The sequence below is a fragment of the Neobacillus sp. GCM10027624 genome (genome assembly GCF_042675345.1).
Lineage (GTDB): Bacteria > Bacillota > Bacilli > Bacillales > Cytobacillaceae > Neobacillus > Neobacillus cucumis_D.
The window spans coordinates 80,537-97,545 of record NZ_JBHTHD010000003.1; the positions used below are offsets into that span (position 1 = coordinate 80,537).

A 17,009-nucleotide genomic window follows, 5' to 3' on the forward strand; every position below is an offset into this window, starting at 1 on the left:
ACCATTTCGTCCATTCCAGACCGACAAAATGCACGAAATGTCCACGAAGAGTGCCTGTCACCTTTTTTTTGTAACTTTAGCATTTTTGACGAAATATGACATTTATCATGTTTGGGACATGACAGGTATGACTTCAAATGGCAGATTTTCTTCTTTAATATGAGTGATAACATGATGAAGAAGGGAATCAAAAACATGATTGAACAAAACCAACGAAATTTGCGCAAGCAGGTTGCCCCGTTTGAAAAAGCTAATACAAAAGACAGTGTCTGGCAATTGGTCAATACACTTGTTCCGTTTTTTCTATTATGGTTCTTTGCTTATAAAAGCATATCGATTTCATATATCCTCACCTTATTATTATCGGTTGTTGCTGCGGGATTTTTAGTAAGGGTTTTCATCATTTTTCATGATTGCTGCCACCATTCCTTTTTTAAAAGCCGTAAGGCCAATAAAATTCTTGGCACAATTACGGGTGTGTTAACGATTCATCCATATAGTCAATGGCAGTATGAGCATTCTGTTCACCATGCTACCAGCAGTAATTTGGATAAGCGGGGCACAGGCGATATTTGGATGCTAACCGTCGACGAATATCAGGCAGCATCGTTCTGGACACGTGCAGCCTATCGTTTATATCGAAATCCAATCGTGATGTTCGGCTTTGGTCCAATTTATGTTTTTCTTCTTAAAAATCGCTTTAATCGAAAAGATGCTAGAATGAAGGAAAGAATCAATACTTATATAACCAACATCTTGATTGTTGTAGTGGCCGGATTGCTTTGCTGGGGAATTGGCTGGGTTAATTTTCTTTTAGTTCAAGGACCGATATTCATGATTTCTGGAGCAGCGGGGATCTGGTTATTTTACGTACAGCATACGTTTGAAGACTCTTATTTTGAAGAAGATAAGGATTGGGAATATGTAAAAGCGGCTGTTGAGGGCAGTTCCTTTTATAAGCTTCCAAAAGTTTTACAATGGGTAACAGGGAATATTGGTTACCACCATGTCCATCATTTAAGTCCAAGGGTGCCGAATTACAAGCTTGAAGCTGTTCACAACCATACAGAGCCTCTTAAAAATGTTCCAACCATTACAATTTCGACAAGTCTAGCATCACTAAAATATCATCTATGGGATGAGACGGCGAAAAAGTTTGTAGGCTTTAAAGATTTACGATCTTCAGTTAAAATGAAAAGTGTTAAACAAATATAAAAATGGATGCAGGATAAGGACCAAGGTGTTCTTGTCCTTCATTTTTATTCCGTCGGTAATGAGGTTTTGCTAATGATAAAAAAGTATATGACTTTCCAGAAAAGTAATGGGATCGCTCCTTATATATGGACGGTTCTATGTATTTTACCGTTTTACTTTATTTTTCAATCGTCATCGGTAATTAAAATTGTTGTAGGAATTTTGCTCACCATTTTGTTTTTTATTTTTTATCGAATTGCTTTTATTTCAAGGGGATGGCCGGTTTATCTCTGGACCTTAATTCTGATTGGAATTTCGATCACCTCGAGCAGTCTTTTTAGCTATGTTTACTTTGCATTCTTTCTGGCTTACTTTATTGGAAATATAAAAGACCGGGTTCCCTTTCTTATTCTTTATTTTATTCATCTGTTTAGTACATCGGCCTCTATTAACTACAACATAGTTGTTCATGAAAAGTTGTTTTTGCAACAACTGCCTTTTGTGATTATCATCTGGATAAGTGTAATTCTTCTTCCGTTTAGTATTTATAATCGGAAAGAGCGTGGTCAACTTGAGGAAAAGCTAGAGGATGCCAATAAGAGAATTTCGGAATTGGTTAAAATGGAAGAGCGGCAGCGGATTGCCCGTGACCTTCATGATACACTGGGGCAAAAACTTTCTCTTATTGGACTAAAGAGTGATTTGGCGCGAAAATTAATAACAAAGGATCCAGAGCAGGCACGCAATGAATTAAAGGATGTTCAGCAGACAGCACGAACCGCATTAAGTGAAGTGCGAAAAATGGTATCTTCTATGCGCGGCATCCGGTTGAAGGATGAAATACAAAGAGTAAAACAGATTCTTAAAGCTGCACAAATTCAGTTCATGGGTGATGAAGATCCAACATTTACGAATGTTTCTCTTCTAACAGAGAATATATTAAGCATGTGTCTGAAAGAGGCAGTAAATAATGTGGTAAAACATAGCGGTGCTGCTTCTTGTACCTTGACCATTGAGCAATCATGGAAAGGTATTGTGATGAAAATTAGTGATGATGGGGCATTTAACCGTGATGAAAAATTTCAATATGAAGGTCACGGTTTGGTTGGGATGAAGGAACGACTTGAATTTATTAATGGAAGCCTGGAGCTTTTAACGAAAGAAGGAACAACCTTAATAATAAGAGTTCCAAATGATGTTACTCAGAAAGAAAGGCAAGGGGATGGAAAATGATTTCAATTGTCATTGCGGAAGACCAGCAAATGCTATTAGGGGCCTTTGGGTCCCTTCTCAACCTGGAAGAGGATATGAGTGTAGTTGGAAAGGCATCTAATGGTGCAGAAGCTGTTACCCTTGTTAAAAGGCTAAAGCCGGATGTTTGTATTATGGATATTGAAATGCCTGGGAAAAGCGGACTTGAAGCGGCTGAAGAGCTGAAAGGTTGTGGCTGCAAGGTTATCATTTTAACGACCTTTGCGCGTTCCGGTTATTTTCAACGTGCCTTAAAAGCAGGGGTGAGTGGCTATTTGCTGAAGGATAGTCCAAGTGAAGAGCTTGCGGGTTCCATCCGAAGTGTAATGGCTGGAAAACGAATCTATGCACCAGAGCTAATGGATGATGTTTATGGAGAGGAGAATCCCCTCACCGATCGTGAAAAAGAGGTGCTTGAGCTGGTGGCGGATGGTAAAAATACAAAGGAAATTGCCGAAGAGCTTAGCATTAAAACCGGTACAGTCCGAAATTATATTTCGATTATCCTCGATAAACTGGAAGTAAAAAATCGAATAGAAGCCATTACCCAGTCCAAGGAAAAAGGGTGGTTTAAATAAATTTATGGCCTGTATCTTTTCTAAGATATAGGCTTTTTTAATTGATGAAGGACAAAAAATCCGTAGGGAAACGTGTAAAAGTCCTTCATAAAGTTGATGAACGACAAAATACAGAAAGGGAAGTTGAAAAATGTCCTTCATAAAGCCGATGAAGGACAAAAATCGAAAGGGAAGTTGAAAAATGTCCTTCATAAAGCCGATGAAGGACAAAAACCGGATGGGGAAGTGAAAAATGTCCTTCATAAAGCCGATGAAGGACAAAAATTGAAAGGGGAAGATGCAAAATGTCCTTCATCATGTTAATAAGTCTTTCCAAGTTAGACAGCAGCCAAAAACTTCTTAATGTGGTGATATACTTCTTCTGGACGTTCCTCCGGGACAGCATGTCCGGTTTCTTTTAAAACAATCAGCTCTGAATTAGTTAAATCCTTTTTTAATCGTTCTCCCACATGAAGAGGCATAGAGCGGTCGTGTTCTCCCCAAATTAATAAACAAGGTGTTTTGATTTTTTGAAGAACCTCTACTGGCAGATCTCCCTCACGGTGGCGAATCATTTTGGTAAGAGCGACAAAGATTTTATCCTGTAAAAATGGCTGCAGATAGCCATTTATCATTTCCTCATTAATTAATGAATGGTTAAAGAGAGAATCCTGAAGGTTTTTCTTCACGCCTGTTCGGGCCAGCCAAAATTTCACAAAGAGGTGGAAATAGGGAATGTAACTGGTGAGAATCAGCGGTAACCCAAACCGTTTCAAATAAGCCGAGCTGCAAAGCAGGATGGCTTTGTCAGCAAGTTCTGGCATCATATGCAAGATATTCAGTACAATCTGACCACCCATGGAGTGGCCTAAAAAGGTCATTTTTTTGATCCCCAGAAATTCGGTAAGTTTTATCACCGTTTGAGCGAGATTTTTATAAGAGTACACATAACTACTGGACTTATCACTTTTCCCAAAAGGAGGAAGGTCCACGGATAAAACTTGATAATCCTGCTTTAATAAAGGAATTAAATGGCGAAAAGTAAAAGTGGATGAAAGAAAGCCATGCAATAAAATAACCGTTTTGTCCGTGGTTGATTTTGGATAGAATTCATAATAAATATTGATGTTATTTACCTGCTGGTGTCCGGTTAACACACCCTGTTCCATTTAATCCGCCTCCAACTCTTATTAAAAAATGGATGGCTATAATTTTCCCAACTACATGTGAATTACCCGTTAAAAAAAAATTACCAAAAATTTTTAAAATAAAATGTTTGAATTTTTAGAAAATTATTAGTATAATAAAAAAAAACTAAAGGAGTTGATTTCCGATGGAAAAGAAATTACTTAATTCACCACAACAATCAAATGAAGAGATGGATTCAAAAATTGCTGAAATGGTGTTAAACAATGCCTTGCTCGAATTTCGCAAAGCAAAAATCCGTGAGGAAATCGATTACTCCTTACAGGAAAGAAATAAAGAAAAATTCCTAAAGCTAACAGAGGAATTAAAGAAAATTTCGTAGTTCACCAACCATAATCTTAATTTAAAAATTTGAGCCCCTTTCCAAACGGAAAAGGGGTTCTTTGTGTCTCTCTATTTTTTTGCCTAGCATTTTTAAATACTGATTCTATCTATCATTTTGGCTGCATAAGATTTTGATAGAAGGAGGTACAAATCCAATGAAAAAAAATAAGCCTTTTAGTTTGTTTATCCGGATCAATGGTGCGGTTTTATCAGTTATTTTCATTTTTATTCTAATTGCCGGAATGACGACAATTCTTTCGTTAAAAATGTCCTCGGATTCGGTTGGAGAGGTACTAGAAACATCTGATTTAAATAAACTATACCTTTACTTTTTTGGAAGTGAAAACAAGTACTATATCCAAAATCGTAAGGATATTAAAGATATTCCATTAACAAAGGTTGGCTTTCAAATTGCAACCAATATAAAAATTAGCGATATTCGAACCTTCTTTGAAAGAGAATTGCCCGGTTTCGCTGAATTTAATACAAAAATTGAACTTGCCGGTCAAGGAACCGATTTAACCACACTACCAATCGAATCCGCACCACCGATGGATGTTTTATTAAAAGAAAGAGAAATTGCCCAAAACGAATTAAATGAAAATGACTCAAACGAAAATAACAACACACCACCGCCAAGTCAAACCACAAATGGGAAACAAGTAGTGTTTATCTATCATACACATAGCTGGGAATCCTATCTGCCACTATTAAAGGGTGTTACAAACCCAGATGAAGCTGTTAGTTCCAACAATCGCGTTAATGTTGTGGGAGTAGGGGATTATTTGGTTAAGGATTTAGCTGCAAGGGGGATTGGCAGTGACAATAGCACAATCAATGCTACTCAAGAGCTTCACAAAAGAGGGTTGGATTATTACTCGGCTTACCAATTTTCAAGGGGCGTTGTGCAAGAGGCGATGGCTGGAAATCATGATTTGAAATTTATGATAGATATTCACCGTGATTCATTAGGAAGGCAAAAAACAACTACGACCATTAATGGGAAGAGCTATGCAAGGTTAGTTTTTATCGTTGGGCAGAATAACTCCAATTATGAAAAAAATACTATTTTGGCTAAAAACCTTCATAAGGCATTAGAAAAGAAATATCCAGGATTAAGCCGAGGGGTCGTTTCAAAAGATAAAAGTGAAGGAAATGGGGTTTACAATCAAGACCTATCACCAAGGGCAATCTTACTGGAAGTTGGTGGAGTTGATAACAATTTAGCAGAGCTTCAAAATGCGGTGGATGCCTTTGCAGATGTATTCAGTGAATATTATTGGCAAATGAAAAATGCTAAAGCGTTCTAACGGGAAAAGGAGGCCATTACTTGGCCTTCTTTTTTGTGTAAATAAATGTTTTTAAGTGTTAAAAAATGTGATTGTTCAACATTTATTCACAAATTGTTCATATAGTTATATTGTTTATGGTACCAAGGTCAATTATGATGGGTATTGGAAAGTTTTTCTTAGGGGGTGGATAAAATGTTACCAGTCGAACGGAGAAAGCAAATTGTTACATGGTTGAACCAAGAGGGAGCTTTATCAATTTCCGAAATCAGCAAACGCCTGAACGTATCGGAAATGACGGTTTATCGAGATATTAAACCGCTACTTGAAGAAAAGAAAATTATTAAAACCTCAGGTGGGATATCTTTAACACCGATCACGAATGATTTCTTGAACGCTTGTACATATTGTTTAAAAGAATCTAATAATCGTCACCCTGTCCAGATCATTTTGAATGATTTACGGGTAGAGCAATTATGCTGCCCACATTGTGGATTGCTTCGGTATAAAGATATTGAAAAGGATGTCTCGCAAATTATCTGCCGTGATTTCCTGAGCCATTCAACTGTGAGTGCAAGGACGGCCTATTACCTTATGGACACTGATTTTAACTTAAATTGCTGTCAGCCGCAGGTATTAACCTTTGAGTCACTAAAACATGCAGAGCAATTTCAAAAGGGATTTGGCGGAAACATTCGAAGGTTCCAAGAAGCAGTTGAGGAAATTCAGAAGAGAATGAATGGCGAACACGACTGCACCTGTCATAAGTAGATGCTGAACTACAAGGAAGGGAGGTGGAGCAATGAATGTAAAAAAGAAAAGCAGTCTTTTTTTGCTTACGCTTATTATTTTTATTTGTTTATTTCCAACTATATCTTCAGCACATGCTTATATTAAAAAATCAACACCAGTAGAAAATGAAATTTTAGAAAAATCACCATCTCAGGTCATGATTCAATTTGATGAAACGATCCAACCGGAGTTTAACTCCATTCAGGTATTTGATTCAGACGGGAAACGGGTGGATAAAAAAGATGGCCGGATTGATCCGAAAAAGCCATCGATTCTGGAAAGTGATTTAGAAAAACATCTACAGAATGGAACGTACCGAATCGAATGGAAGGTTGTATCCAATGACGGACACCCTGTCCAAGGTGTGATTCCGTTTCAAATTGGAGAGAACAGCACAGGGAATGCTGTTATTCATCCAACATCAAAAGGGTACTCTCCCACCTTAGATTTAATCGTGATACGGTGGCTGCAATACATCAGTAATGCCTGTTATGTTGGTGTACTCTTTTTTGTCTTAGTAGTCATTTCAAAAGAATCTGTTGAAAAGCCATTAATTAAGACAGTAAAGTTTTCGTATATATTCTTATTGCTTAGTATCCTATTGAATCTGCCGCTTCAGGCAACGATTTTAACAAGCAGCAGCTGGATAGATGTATTTAATTTTTCAACCTTGCAAGATATGATTTTAAATACCCAGTTTGGAGATATGTGGCTTGTACAGGTGGTCATGCTTATTATCCTAGCGATTCCTACGTTTCTATTAAGCAGGAATATATCCAAAAATAATGTCCTTAATTGGATTTGTCTTGTTTTGGGAATCTGTTTATTGCTAACGAAATCATTAACAAGTCACGCTGCCTCTACAACCAACAAATTTCTTTCCGTTTTGATTGATTTCGGGCATTTACTGGCTGCATCAGTCTGGATTGGAAGCTTAGTTGCAATGATTGTACTACTGCCATTGGTCAGAAGTTCTGAAACCAAGGATATCTATTTAAATATCATCGGAAGATTTTATAAATGGGGCCTTATTCTAGTAGTACTTTTAGCGTTTACAGGGGTATTCAGCAGCCTTTCCTATATTCCAAATCTATACTCCCTCACCCATACAGATTATGGGAAGGTGTTAGTTGGCAAGGTAATTTTACTTCTTTTCATGTTACTTTTAGCCGCTATTAACTTTTTAAAAGGGAGAAGGAGAAAGGCAAAGGGACTTACCGGTACGATTTGGAGTGAATTGTTGATTGGAGCAATGATTTTAATCCTTTCTGTTTTGCTTACCAATTTGCCGACAGCGATGTCCGCTCCTGGTCCTTTTTTAGAAACGAAAACAGCAAATCATGGAAATAAGGTGCAATTAAGAGTTACCCCGAATGTGATAGGCGAAAATTTATTTGAGGTTACGGTAAAAGATAAAAAAGGACAGCGTTTGAACGGGATTGAGCAAGTTACCCTTACGTTTACTTCTTTAGATATGAATATGGGGGTTAATACGGTTACCTTAAAGAAAAAAGCTGAAGGAATATACAGCCTCAAGGGGATGAGCTTTAATATGGCCGGCAGCTGGAGGGTGCATGTACATGTGCTTACCAAGTCGCTTGACACACTTGATAAAGATTTCCAATGTATTGTAGGAAGTCAATAATAACGAGAGGGGAATTCAAATGAAAAAAATAGTAGGGAAGATGTCGAGAATTTTTATTCCAGCAGTGATTAGTTTATTTTTGTTTTCCAGTATTGCAAGTGCACATGTAACGGTTGCTCCAAATACTTCAACAACTGGTGCATGGGAAACCTATACACTTAAGGTTCCAGTTGAGAAAAATGTTGCAACCACCAAAGTAACGGTAAAAGCACCAGCGGGAATCGAAATTATGTCTTATCAACCGGTTCCGGGCTGGAAATATTCAGCCGATAAGGATTCAAGTGGTAAGGTAAAAACCTTTACATTTGAAGCAACAGGGGAAGGAATTCAAGCTGGACAATTCCAACAATTTGTCTTTGTTGCTAAGAACCCAGATAAAGCTACAAAAGCAGCATGGGATGCTTTCCAATATTATAAAGACGGAAGTGTCGTAGAGTGGACGGGGGATGAAAATTCAGATTCTCCACATTCCATAACGGATATTGTTACTGCAACTTCAACAGATCATCACGATTCACAGCCTGCTGCCCATGAAGATAAGAAGCCTGCAGAAACAACAACAGAAAAGTCTAAATCAAACAACGCTCTTCCAATCGCAGCCATCGCAATTTCCGCTGTGGCACTTGTACTTTCATTCCGTAAAAGAGGGTAAATACTACACAAAAGACCGGGGTTTCTCCCCGGTCTTTCTTACATTACCACACTTTCAGGTGTATCTTTCTGATTTTTCTTTTTTACTGATTCGACAAAGAGTTTAAAACCTTTTAAGGAACGCTGGAAGATTGGACTTTGAATAAAGGTATATAAAAATGTTGCAATAAAGACGGGTCCACCTAATACTAAGCCAATAATTAAGACAAGACTTTCAACAATCATCCTTGCCTGACTAACGGAAAATCTTGTTTTGTCGGAGATAGATAACATAAAACCATCGCGCGGGCCTGCTCCAATCCCTGCCGCAACATACATTCCCCCGCCAATCCCAGTAATAACAATGCCGGATAGAAGAATCAGGTAGTCCACCCAAGTATGGGTTGCACGTGGAAGGATATCTAGCCAGAGGAAAAAATCCATAACCGGACCAATAATCAAAGCATTTAAGAAGGTTCCGATATTGATATACCTTCTGTCAGCTACAAAAGAAACAATAACAAGGAGCAGTCCGCAAATGACTGACCATGTGCCAATCGAAAGACCAAAATGATTGTATAAGGCAACATTCAAAACTTCCCAGGGATGTAACCCAACATGCTTCACCTTAACTGCAATCGCATTTCCTAGTCCAAAACAGACTAACCCCGCGAAAAATAAAAAATATCGAAAAAGGATAACCACCACTTTAACCCCCAAAACTCAAACTGAACTTATCAGAATTTTGAAACCTATCTTACGATTTTAAAATATAGCGATAGTATTAGCAATTCATTTTTTTGAAATCTGCTAAAATCGGATAATAAATGTTTGTTAAAATAGTTTTGAATTGTTTTATAATTAAGAGAGTGGAAATTTTACGACCAGATTAAATATTATCCTGCAAAAACTAATAACAAGAGGTGATTGGTAATGAAACTGGTTGCAGCAGAAAAGCTTCAGAAAATGACGACAAGCATCTTTCAAGAGGTTGCTGAACGTAAGCAGCAGGCAATAAGGAATGGAAAAGATGTAATTGATTTAAGCGTAGGGAGTCCTGATTTACCGCCCCCTCAAATTGTGGTTGATACATTAATTGACTTTGCCAAGGATAAAAGCAAATACGGTTATACCTTAAAGGGAATATCTGAATTTCATGAAGCGGTTAGTTATTTTTATCAGCATCGATATGGCGTCAGCCTTAACCCAGTAACAGAGGTACTGCAGCTTATGGGGTCCCAGGATGGGCTAGCGCATTTGGCTACTGCTATTTGCAATCCTGGTGATTATGTATTAGTCCCGGACCCAGGTTATCCGATTTACGAAGCAAGTGTAACGATTGCGGGCGGTGTGGTGTATCCGATGGCGTTACTTGCGGAAAACCACTTTCTGCCACAGCTTGATAAAATACCGTTAGACGTTTTAGAAAAGACGCGGATGATAATTCTGAGCTATCCCGGTAACCCGGTGACGGCCCTTGCTGATCAGGACTTTTTTGAAAAAGTAATACGGTTTGCCAAGCAGCATAATATTTTGATTGTTCATGATTTTGCTTATTCAGAATTAATTTTTGATGGTCATCCGCAAATTAGTTTTATGTCGGTTCCGGGAGCAAAGGAAGTTGGCATTGAATTTAATTCTCTTTCGAAAACCTTTAATATGGCCGGCTGTCGTATTGGCTATGTTGTCGGAAATGAAGAGGCGCTGAAAATTCTAGGTGCATTAAAATCGCATATTGACTATGGCATTTTTTATCCGATTCAACAAGCAGCCGTCAAGGCACTAACTTCGGACTTTACATCACTAACTAATCAGATGAAGGATTACGAAATTCGCCGTGATGCGTTAATCGCTGGTCTTGAAAAAAGCGGCTGGAGTGTACCGAAATCTCCTGCGACCATGTTTGTTTGGGCGATGATACCAGAGGGGTGGACCTCACGCCAATTCGCCTTTGAATTGATTGATCAGGCAGGGGTAGCTGTTGTTCCAGGTGATGCCTTTGGGCAATTAGGTGAAGGCTATGTAAGAATTGCGATGGTGCATTCACCGGAACGTTTAACGGAAGCGGCAGAACGGATTCATGTATTCTTAAAGGAACACTCGTATAGTGTGAAGTAATGATTTTCATAAGTTATCTAGATGTATTTCTTCTATTCTCACTTACTTGATCATATATCTATGTAAAAGGCCTTCAATTCAGTTAATTGAAGGTTTTTTACTTGGAAAGGGAAAGAGGGAAAATAAATGCCAAGCGGAATGCACCACGTAGTTTTAGATTTGCCCATCGAAGTGGTCTGGGGGTTCGTGAAGGATATGGATCATTGGGCGCCACTTGTCCCTGGCTATATTCACCATGAAAAATTAGATAACCGCAATTCTACATGGGAATTTAAAAGTGACATCGGGATTATGAAAAAAAAAGTTAAATTATTAGTTGAAATAACGGAGTGGAATGAGCCGACAAGAGTGTCCTTTACTTTAAAAGGAATAAAAGAAAAGTATAGTGGCGGGGGCTACTTTGAGGCGGAAGCTCTCAGCGCAAACAAAACCAAAATGACAGGATTCTTGGATGTTACTGCAAGCGGCGCTACAGCACCAATGGTCAATTCAGTTTTAAAAAATTCGATTCCAAAGCAGGCAGAGGAAATGGCTCTAGCGATCTCCACAAAATTGGAAGAATTAAAGCGAGTATGAGAATAGGAAAAACCCCGGATCAAGTTGGTCCGGGGTTTTTCTTATCAAAAAATAAAGTTAAGAAAATCTTAAGCATCGAATGATATTGTTAGTCCAAATTAGAAAACTTTCGAGTTTTAATTGACATAGGAGGAGTATCGATGCGAAAAGGTAAAGGAGTGAAAATCATTCTTGCTGCTTCCCTGGTCAGTATGGGTTCGATTTCATACATACCAACAACCTACGCAGCCACCGCGGATCAATTAGCAGTTACCACGAATTCAGAGGAGCAAAACCCAAATACCCTATCAGGTCTAAAAATTGAAGGTGTCCCACTTGATCAAACCTTTTCACCTAATCAAAAGGAGTACTCGGCAACAGTAGAAAATGAAATTCAGGAAATCACATTGGATGTTGAAAGTGAAAATCCTCAAGCAAGCATTACCGTCAATGATAAGCCTTTAAATGATGGATTGTTTTTTCTTCAAACCGAATCTAACCTATTTGAAATAACCGTTATGGATGGAAGCCATCCTGCAAATACTTATACACTTACCGTGACAAGAAAGAAAAATAATAATAATTTGCTAAAAAATATTAAGCTATCACAGGGAGAGTTATCTCCTAAGTTTTCTCCATCCCAATTGGATTACAATGTCAAGGTGGGAAATGATGTAAAAACCCTTATGATTACTCCAGAATCTATGAAGGAGACATCCAGCATACTCATCAATAATAAACCGTTTAAGGGGGAAGCGAATACTCTCTCGCTGCCAGTAGGAAAAACCACGATTACAATTTTGGTTACCGCTGAAAATGGTGACAGAAAAACCTATACCTTACATGTAACAAGGGAGCCTCAACAAGCAAACAAACCGCCCGTTTCACCAACCGGCACCGTACAGGATGCAAATAATTCAAAAGCAAATGGATCGAATAAGAGTACCAATCAAATTCAGAAAGCAGTTCCAAATATGGTCGTTACTCCTGTGAGTACATCAATGCCTACTCAGAATAATCGCCCAACAAATCAGACTCAATCTACCGTTCAAAAAATAAATAAGGCAACCTTATCTTCACTAACAGTATCCGAGGGTACTTGGAATAAAGATTTTACTGCAGATGAATATACCTACCATTTGTCCGTTGCGAGTAATGTTGAATCCGTTATCATCAGGCCGACAGCGAAATATAGCGGTTCAACGATTAAAATTGAAGATGGCAGTAGTAAAACCATACAGCTGGATGGTAAAAAAACAATCATTTCCGTTATCGTAACCAATGGGGAAGACCGAAAAACGTATGTCATCGTTTTCAAGAAAAAGGTAGAAAAAAGTGAATCCAATCCAGCAACAGATAGTACCGCCGAGTCAACCGTAAGTAGTGCTGTCAGTACATCGGTTACCACTTCAAAAAATACCCTAACAACAGGACAAACAAGTACAGGGGAAGGACAAGGAGAAACTCAATCCGCGTCCGTTTGGGGAAGGCTTACGGCGGAGATTAGTCAATTTTTTAGTAAACTATTTTAAAACGGTAAAAACCTGGCTTTCTCAGCAGGTTTTTACCGTTTTAATCATCATGCAAATTCCAAATAAAAACACTAATTTAGTAAAAAATTGGTTTAAAAGGATTAATATAAATGAAAACGCTTTTTTTAATTAATAGGGTAAAATTTTATTAAAAGGAAGGATTTTTATTCTACATTTTTCGAAAATTATGTTATATTATTATTTAAAAATTTATTAGAATTTTTTGATTAAGGGAAGGTGAGAACATGACAACAGAATTAAAAGTAAATGACAGCAGTCTTCCATTGCGTAGAGATGTCAAATTACTTGGCCAAATGCTTGGTGAAATCCTTATCAGTCATGGTGGGGTAGAGCTATTCGAAAAAGTTGAAAAAATTAGAAACATGTGTAAATCTCTCCGAAATCAGTATGAAGAAGAAACCTATACCGCTTTAAAAAAGGAAATCTCCACCTTAAGTAATCCAATGCGTATGCAAGTGGTCCGTGCTTTTTCTATGTATTTCCATTTGATCAATGCAGCAGAACAAAACCATCGGATTCGCAGACGCAGGCAGTATCAATTGGAGTCAGAAAACGTTCAACCTGCATCAATTGAAAGTGCAGTCCTCTCATTAAAAGAAAACCATATATCGAAAGAAGTCATCCAGGAAGTTCTAAAAACATTGTCACTTGAGCTTGTGATTACCGCCCATCCAACAGAGGCAACGAAGAGGTCGATTCTTGAAATTCAACAGCGAATTGCTGCAATTTTGGTGAAGCTTGATGATCCAATGCTGACAAAGAGAGAGAAGAAGAAGCTCGAAGAGGGCTTGTTCAATGAGATAACCATTCTTTGGCAGACTGATGAGTTACGGCATAACAAGCCGTCAGTAATGGATGAAGTCCGCAATGGGCTCTATTATTTTGATCAAACCCTTTTTGAGGTTCTTCCTGAAATCCATTATGAGGTAAAAGACAGCCTTGAAAGAAATTATCCGGAAGAAAAATGGGATGTTCCAAATTTTCTCCGATTTGGTTCATGGATTGGCGGAGATCGTGATGGAAACCCAAATGTTACTCATGATGTGACTTGGGAGACTTTAATTCGCCAAAGAAGAGTTGTGCTAAAGAAATATAAAGGGGTCCTGACCGATTTAATGAAGCGGTACAGCCATTCCACTACAAGGGTAGACGTAAGTGAAGCACTCCTGCAATTGCTTGAGGCACAAGAAGATAAGTATTTAACAGAGGATAAAAAGTGGCCGGTTAAAAATGAGGTTTATCGCCGGGTATTTGCGGTAATGATTGAACGGGTGAGACAGGTAGGGAAATCTGAGGTTGGTTATCAATCAGCTGAAGAGCTGTTAAAGGATTTGTTTGTTATTCAAAGCAGCTTAAAAAGCCATCACCCTGCTGCCCATGAATTGCGATCCATTCGAAAGTTAATCCGCCAAGTCCAGTTGTTTGGCTTTCACCTTGCAACTCTCGATATTCGAAATCATAGCGGTGAGCATGAAGCAGCGATTACTGAAATCTTAAGAAAAGTAAGCATCACAGAAAACTATGCCGAGCTTTCCGAAGAAGAGAAGCTTACTATTTTGCAGAATATTTTAATCGACCCCCGTCCGCTCCTTTTACTAAATGAAGATTATTCGGAAGAAACACAGGAAATGATTAAAGTATTCCAAATGATTAAAAAGGCTCATGAAGTATTTGGAAAACGTTCTATTTCCGTTTATCTTGTAAGTATGACAAAATCTCCAAGCGACCTGCTAGAGGTACTGGTTTTGGCAAAAGAAGCTGGAATTTACCGGCTCCATGCTGATGGCACTTTGGAAAGCCATTTGAATGTGGCCCCGCTCCTTGAAACCATTGATGATTTATCAGCAGGACCAAGGATTATGGAAACACTTTTCAAAATGCCGTTATATCGTAATCATTTGCAGATTTTGGGTGACCGGCAGGAAATTATGCTAGGTTATTCAGATGGAAGCAAAGATGGAGGCACTTTAACTGCCAACTGGAAACTTTATAAGGCCCAGATTGAAATTCATGAGATGGCCAAACGTTATGAGATTGGACTGAAATTTTTCCATGGCCGCGGTGGTTCTCTTGGACGTGGGGGCGGTCCATTAAACAAAAGTATTTTATCACAGCCAGCCGAAACAATCGGTGATGGAGTGAAAATTACTGAACAAGGTGAAGTATTGTCTTCGAGGTATTTACTTGAGGACATTGCCTATCGAAGCCTTGAACAAGCAACTTCCACACTGCTTAAGGTTGCTACTCATGTATCAAAAGAAGCTGATCAAGGGAAATTACGAAATGCTGAATGGGAAAAAGCGCTTGATGAAATTTCAAGCGAAGCCTTAGGAAAATATCAATCACTTGTGTTTAATGACCCAGATTTTCTTACTTATTTTAACCAGGCAACACCATTAAGGGAACTTGGGGACTTAAATATCGGTTCAAGACCTATGAGCCGAAAAAAACAAGGGAGATTTGAAGATTTACGTGCGATTCCATGGGTATTCGCATGGACGCAAAGCCGTCAGCTGCTTCCTGCTTGGTTTGCTGCGGGGACTGGTTTGGAAAGTTTTGCATCAAAGAATGGGAAGAATTTGACCTTATTACAGGAAATGTATCAAAAATGGCCGTTCTTCCAATCGACAATTGATAACTTGCACATGGCTTTGATGAAGGCAGATATTACAACCGCCAAGGAATATTTGTCACTCGTTGAGGATCAAACCATTGCTGAAAGAATTTTCACTAATATTCTTGAAGAATATGAAAAAACAAAAGTGATTCTTTTAAAAATAACAGGTGATCAAGAATTGCTTGATCATACACCAAATATTAAGGAATCGGTATTTAGACGTAATCCATATGTCGATCCGTTAAACTTTTTACAGGTTGAGTTAATAAAAGAATTACGCAGCCAGGCTGAGCCAAATGACGAATTGTTAACGGAAGTATTATTAACCATCAGCGGAATCTCCGCAGGACTACGGAATACTGGTTGATCTTAAAAAAACAAACTCTTTTTACGAGAGTTTGTTTTTTTATTTAAAGAATTCCGAAAATTATATATACTATTAGTAAAAAAGAAATCGGGTGAATAGGTTGGCGATTTATAGTCATTCAAGTATTTTAACAGAAAATGAGATTGATTTTTTATTAGATTTATTGCCAATTTCATATAGCACAACACCCGATATCTACATATTTGACGGCTGGCAGGAAATTGCCACACTATCGGAAAATTTATCCGCACGCTATAATTTACTAAAACATCTTGTCAAATCTTCTATTTTTTCAACCTATAATTATCAACAGTGCAAAATTTTTATCTACTTATTTAATTTGCCATACCAAGACCCTTTATTAAAAAAACTGCATGGCGTTTTTTGCTTATTTCATGAAATGCGCCATCATCATCAATTCACTACAAATAAACATAAGTTTTTACAGGCACTATCAGGTCCTCCGTTACTAGGTGCATCCTATTCATTTTCATGGGTGGAAAAGGATGCAAACAAGCATGCCATAAAGTGGATGCGCAGAAATCGAAAAAAAATAAATCATCAATTTCAACTTCATTTCTATCAATGGGATATTGGAGTGAATGAACAAAATAAATTAAGAATACTTCCGGGCTAAAAAGGTTTTTCCAGAAGATCCAATCAAATTAATTGGGTCTTCTTTTTTTTGAACAAATTGTTAACTTTCGTGGGAAAAATAGCCTTTGAAATATAAATGTAATATTATCATAACTTTTTTGACAAAATTAGATGTTATACTACTAATTATAACAAAATATGCTAGAAACAGGTCGTTTGTTTGAAATGGCCATATACATAATGATACCTATTGAAAATAAATAGACTAAAATACATAGAAAATTGTCAAATGACTGTTTGAATCTTGTCGAAAT

At 37.9% G+C, this 17,009-nt stretch carries 16 protein-coding genes; 14 read left to right on the plus strand and 2 right to left on the minus strand.

Going from position 1 to position 17,009, the window contains the following annotated elements:
- Window positions 1–195 precede the first annotated feature (195 nt).
- The 4 genes from desA (at window position 196) to ACFQZ9_RS05350 (ending at window position 3,326) form a co-directional block, all read left to right on the plus strand.
- Window positions 196–1,215: a fatty acid desaturase gene (gene desA, locus ACFQZ9_RS05335; RefSeq protein ID WP_498943588.1), complete on the plus strand. Its 1,020-nt coding sequence runs from the start codon at window positions 196–198 to the stop codon at window positions 1,213–1,215.
- A 72-nt stretch (window positions 1,216–1,287) separates the two neighbouring features.
- Window positions 1,288–2,427 carry a sensor histidine kinase gene (locus ACFQZ9_RS05340; RefSeq protein ID WP_498942670.1) on the plus strand — a complete coding sequence of 380 codons (1,140 nt, stop codon included), beginning with the start codon at window positions 1,288–1,290 and terminating at the stop codon, window positions 2,425–2,427.
- The gene (locus tag ACFQZ9_RS05345; RefSeq protein ID WP_198313100.1) at window positions 2,424–3,023 is read left to right on the plus strand and encodes a response regulator transcription factor; all 600 of its coding nucleotides are present in this window, start codon (window positions 2,424–2,426) and stop codon (window positions 3,021–3,023) included. The genes ACFQZ9_RS05340 and ACFQZ9_RS05345 overlap by 4 nt, the downstream gene beginning before the upstream one ends.
- Before the next feature lie 123 nt (window positions 3,024–3,146).
- Window positions 3,147–3,326, plus strand: coding sequence for a hypothetical protein (locus ACFQZ9_RS05350; protein WP_498942671.1), 180 nt, complete (start codon window positions 3,147–3,149; stop codon window positions 3,324–3,326).
- A gap of 14 nt (window positions 3,327–3,340) precedes the next feature.
- Here the strand turns inward: ACFQZ9_RS05350 and ACFQZ9_RS05355 are convergent, their stop codons facing one another.
- Window positions 3,341–4,171 (minus strand): alpha/beta fold hydrolase, encoded by an 831-nt coding sequence (locus tag ACFQZ9_RS05355; RefSeq protein ID WP_498942672.1) that lies wholly within the window; start codon window positions 4,169–4,171, stop codon window positions 3,341–3,343.
- Between the two features lie 164 nt (window positions 4,172–4,335).
- Between ACFQZ9_RS05355 and ACFQZ9_RS05360 the strand changes: the two genes are divergently transcribed.
- The 5 genes from ACFQZ9_RS05360 (at window position 4,336) to ACFQZ9_RS05380 (ending at window position 8,910) form a co-directional block, all read left to right on the plus strand.
- Complete coding sequence (locus tag ACFQZ9_RS05360; RefSeq protein WP_026574646.1) at window positions 4,336–4,530, plus strand: IDEAL domain-containing protein; 195 nt, start codon at window positions 4,336–4,338, stop codon at window positions 4,528–4,530.
- A 157-nt stretch (window positions 4,531–4,687) separates the two neighbouring features.
- The gene (gene spoIIP, locus ACFQZ9_RS05365; RefSeq protein WP_498942673.1) at window positions 4,688–5,842 is read left to right on the plus strand and encodes a stage II sporulation protein P; all 1,155 of its coding nucleotides are present in this window, start codon (window positions 4,688–4,690) and stop codon (window positions 5,840–5,842) included.
- A gap of 174 nt (window positions 5,843–6,016) precedes the next feature.
- Complete coding sequence (locus ACFQZ9_RS05370; protein ID WP_498942674.1) at window positions 6,017–6,592, plus strand: DeoR/GlpR family DNA-binding transcription regulator; 576 nt, start codon at window positions 6,017–6,019, stop codon at window positions 6,590–6,592.
- Between the two features lie 31 nt (window positions 6,593–6,623).
- Window positions 6,624–8,258 (plus strand): copper resistance protein CopC, encoded by a 1,635-nt coding sequence (locus ACFQZ9_RS05375; RefSeq protein ID WP_498942675.1) that lies wholly within the window; start codon window positions 6,624–6,626, stop codon window positions 8,256–8,258.
- Between the two features lie 19 nt (window positions 8,259–8,277).
- Window positions 8,278–8,910, plus strand: coding sequence for a YcnI family copper-binding membrane protein (locus ACFQZ9_RS05380; protein WP_498942676.1), 633 nt, complete (start codon window positions 8,278–8,280; stop codon window positions 8,908–8,910).
- Between the two features lie 38 nt (window positions 8,911–8,948).
- Here ACFQZ9_RS05380 and ACFQZ9_RS05385 read toward each other — a convergent pair whose 3' ends face one another.
- A complete protein-coding gene (locus tag ACFQZ9_RS05385; RefSeq protein ID WP_498942677.1) occupies window positions 8,949–9,596 on the minus strand; it encodes a YczE/YyaS/YitT family protein in 648 nt (215 codons plus the stop codon).
- Between the two features lie 225 nt (window positions 9,597–9,821).
- Between ACFQZ9_RS05385 and ACFQZ9_RS05390 the strand changes: the two genes are divergently transcribed.
- The 5 genes from ACFQZ9_RS05390 (at window position 9,822) to ACFQZ9_RS05410 (ending at window position 16,735) form a co-directional block, all read left to right on the plus strand.
- A complete protein-coding gene (locus tag ACFQZ9_RS05390; RefSeq protein WP_498942678.1) occupies window positions 9,822–11,006 on the plus strand; it encodes an aminotransferase class I/II-fold pyridoxal phosphate-dependent enzyme in 1,185 nt (394 codons plus the stop codon).
- A 126-nt stretch (window positions 11,007–11,132) separates the two neighbouring features.
- Entirely contained in the window at window positions 11,133–11,582 is a 450-nt protein-coding gene (locus ACFQZ9_RS05395) for an SRPBCC family protein (protein WP_498942679.1), read from the plus strand.
- 140 nt (window positions 11,583–11,722) lie between these two features.
- Window positions 11,723–13,093 carry a cadherin-like beta sandwich domain-containing protein gene (locus ACFQZ9_RS05400; RefSeq protein ID WP_498942680.1) on the plus strand — a complete coding sequence of 457 codons (1,371 nt, stop codon included), beginning with the start codon at window positions 11,723–11,725 and terminating at the stop codon, window positions 13,091–13,093.
- Window positions 13,094–13,338: 245 nt separating this feature from the next.
- On the plus strand, window positions 13,339–16,098 hold the full coding sequence (ppc, locus tag ACFQZ9_RS05405; RefSeq protein ID WP_498942681.1) for a phosphoenolpyruvate carboxylase: 2,760 nt from the start codon (window positions 13,339–13,341) through the stop codon (window positions 16,096–16,098).
- Between the two features lie 100 nt (window positions 16,099–16,198).
- The gene (locus ACFQZ9_RS05410; RefSeq protein WP_498942682.1) at window positions 16,199–16,735 is read left to right on the plus strand and encodes a hypothetical protein; all 537 of its coding nucleotides are present in this window, start codon (window positions 16,199–16,201) and stop codon (window positions 16,733–16,735) included.
- The last annotated feature ends 274 nt before the right edge of the window (window positions 16,736–17,009 follow it).

Coding starts and splice junctions, on each gene's coding strand:
- ACFQZ9_RS05360 (WP_026574646.1), top strand. CDS start 4,336: ATGGAAAAGAAATTACTTAATTCACCACAACAATCAAATGAAGAGATG.
- ACFQZ9_RS05370 (WP_498942674.1), top strand. CDS start 6,017: ATGTTACCAGTCGAACGGAGAAAGCAAATTGTTACATGGTTGAACCAA.
- ACFQZ9_RS05345 (WP_198313100.1), top strand. CDS start 2,424: ATGATTTCAATTGTCATTGCGGAAGACCAGCAAATGCTATTAGGGGCC.
- ACFQZ9_RS05340 (WP_498942670.1), top strand. CDS start 1,288: ATGATAAAAAAGTATATGACTTTCCAGAAAAGTAATGGGATCGCTCCT.
- ACFQZ9_RS05375 (WP_498942675.1), top strand. CDS start 6,624: ATGAATGTAAAAAAGAAAAGCAGTCTTTTTTTGCTTACGCTTATTATT.
- ACFQZ9_RS05395 (WP_498942679.1), top strand. CDS start 11,133: ATGCCAAGCGGAATGCACCACGTAGTTTTAGATTTGCCCATCGAAGTG.
- ACFQZ9_RS05400 (WP_498942680.1), top strand. CDS start 11,723: ATGCGAAAAGGTAAAGGAGTGAAAATCATTCTTGCTGCTTCCCTGGTC.
- ACFQZ9_RS05355 (WP_498942672.1), bottom strand. CDS start 4,171: ATGGAACAGGGTGTGTTAACCGGACACCAGCAGGTAAATAACATCAAT.
- ACFQZ9_RS05380 (WP_498942676.1), top strand. CDS start 8,278: ATGAAAAAAATAGTAGGGAAGATGTCGAGAATTTTTATTCCAGCAGTG.
- ACFQZ9_RS05390 (WP_498942678.1), top strand. CDS start 9,822: ATGAAACTGGTTGCAGCAGAAAAGCTTCAGAAAATGACGACAAGCATC.
- spoIIP (WP_498942673.1), top strand. CDS start 4,688: ATGAAAAAAAATAAGCCTTTTAGTTTGTTTATCCGGATCAATGGTGCG.
- ppc (WP_498942681.1), top strand. CDS start 13,339: ATGACAACAGAATTAAAAGTAAATGACAGCAGTCTTCCATTGCGTAGA.
- desA (WP_498943588.1), top strand. CDS start 196: ATGATTGAACAAAACCAACGAAATTTGCGCAAGCAGGTTGCCCCGTTT.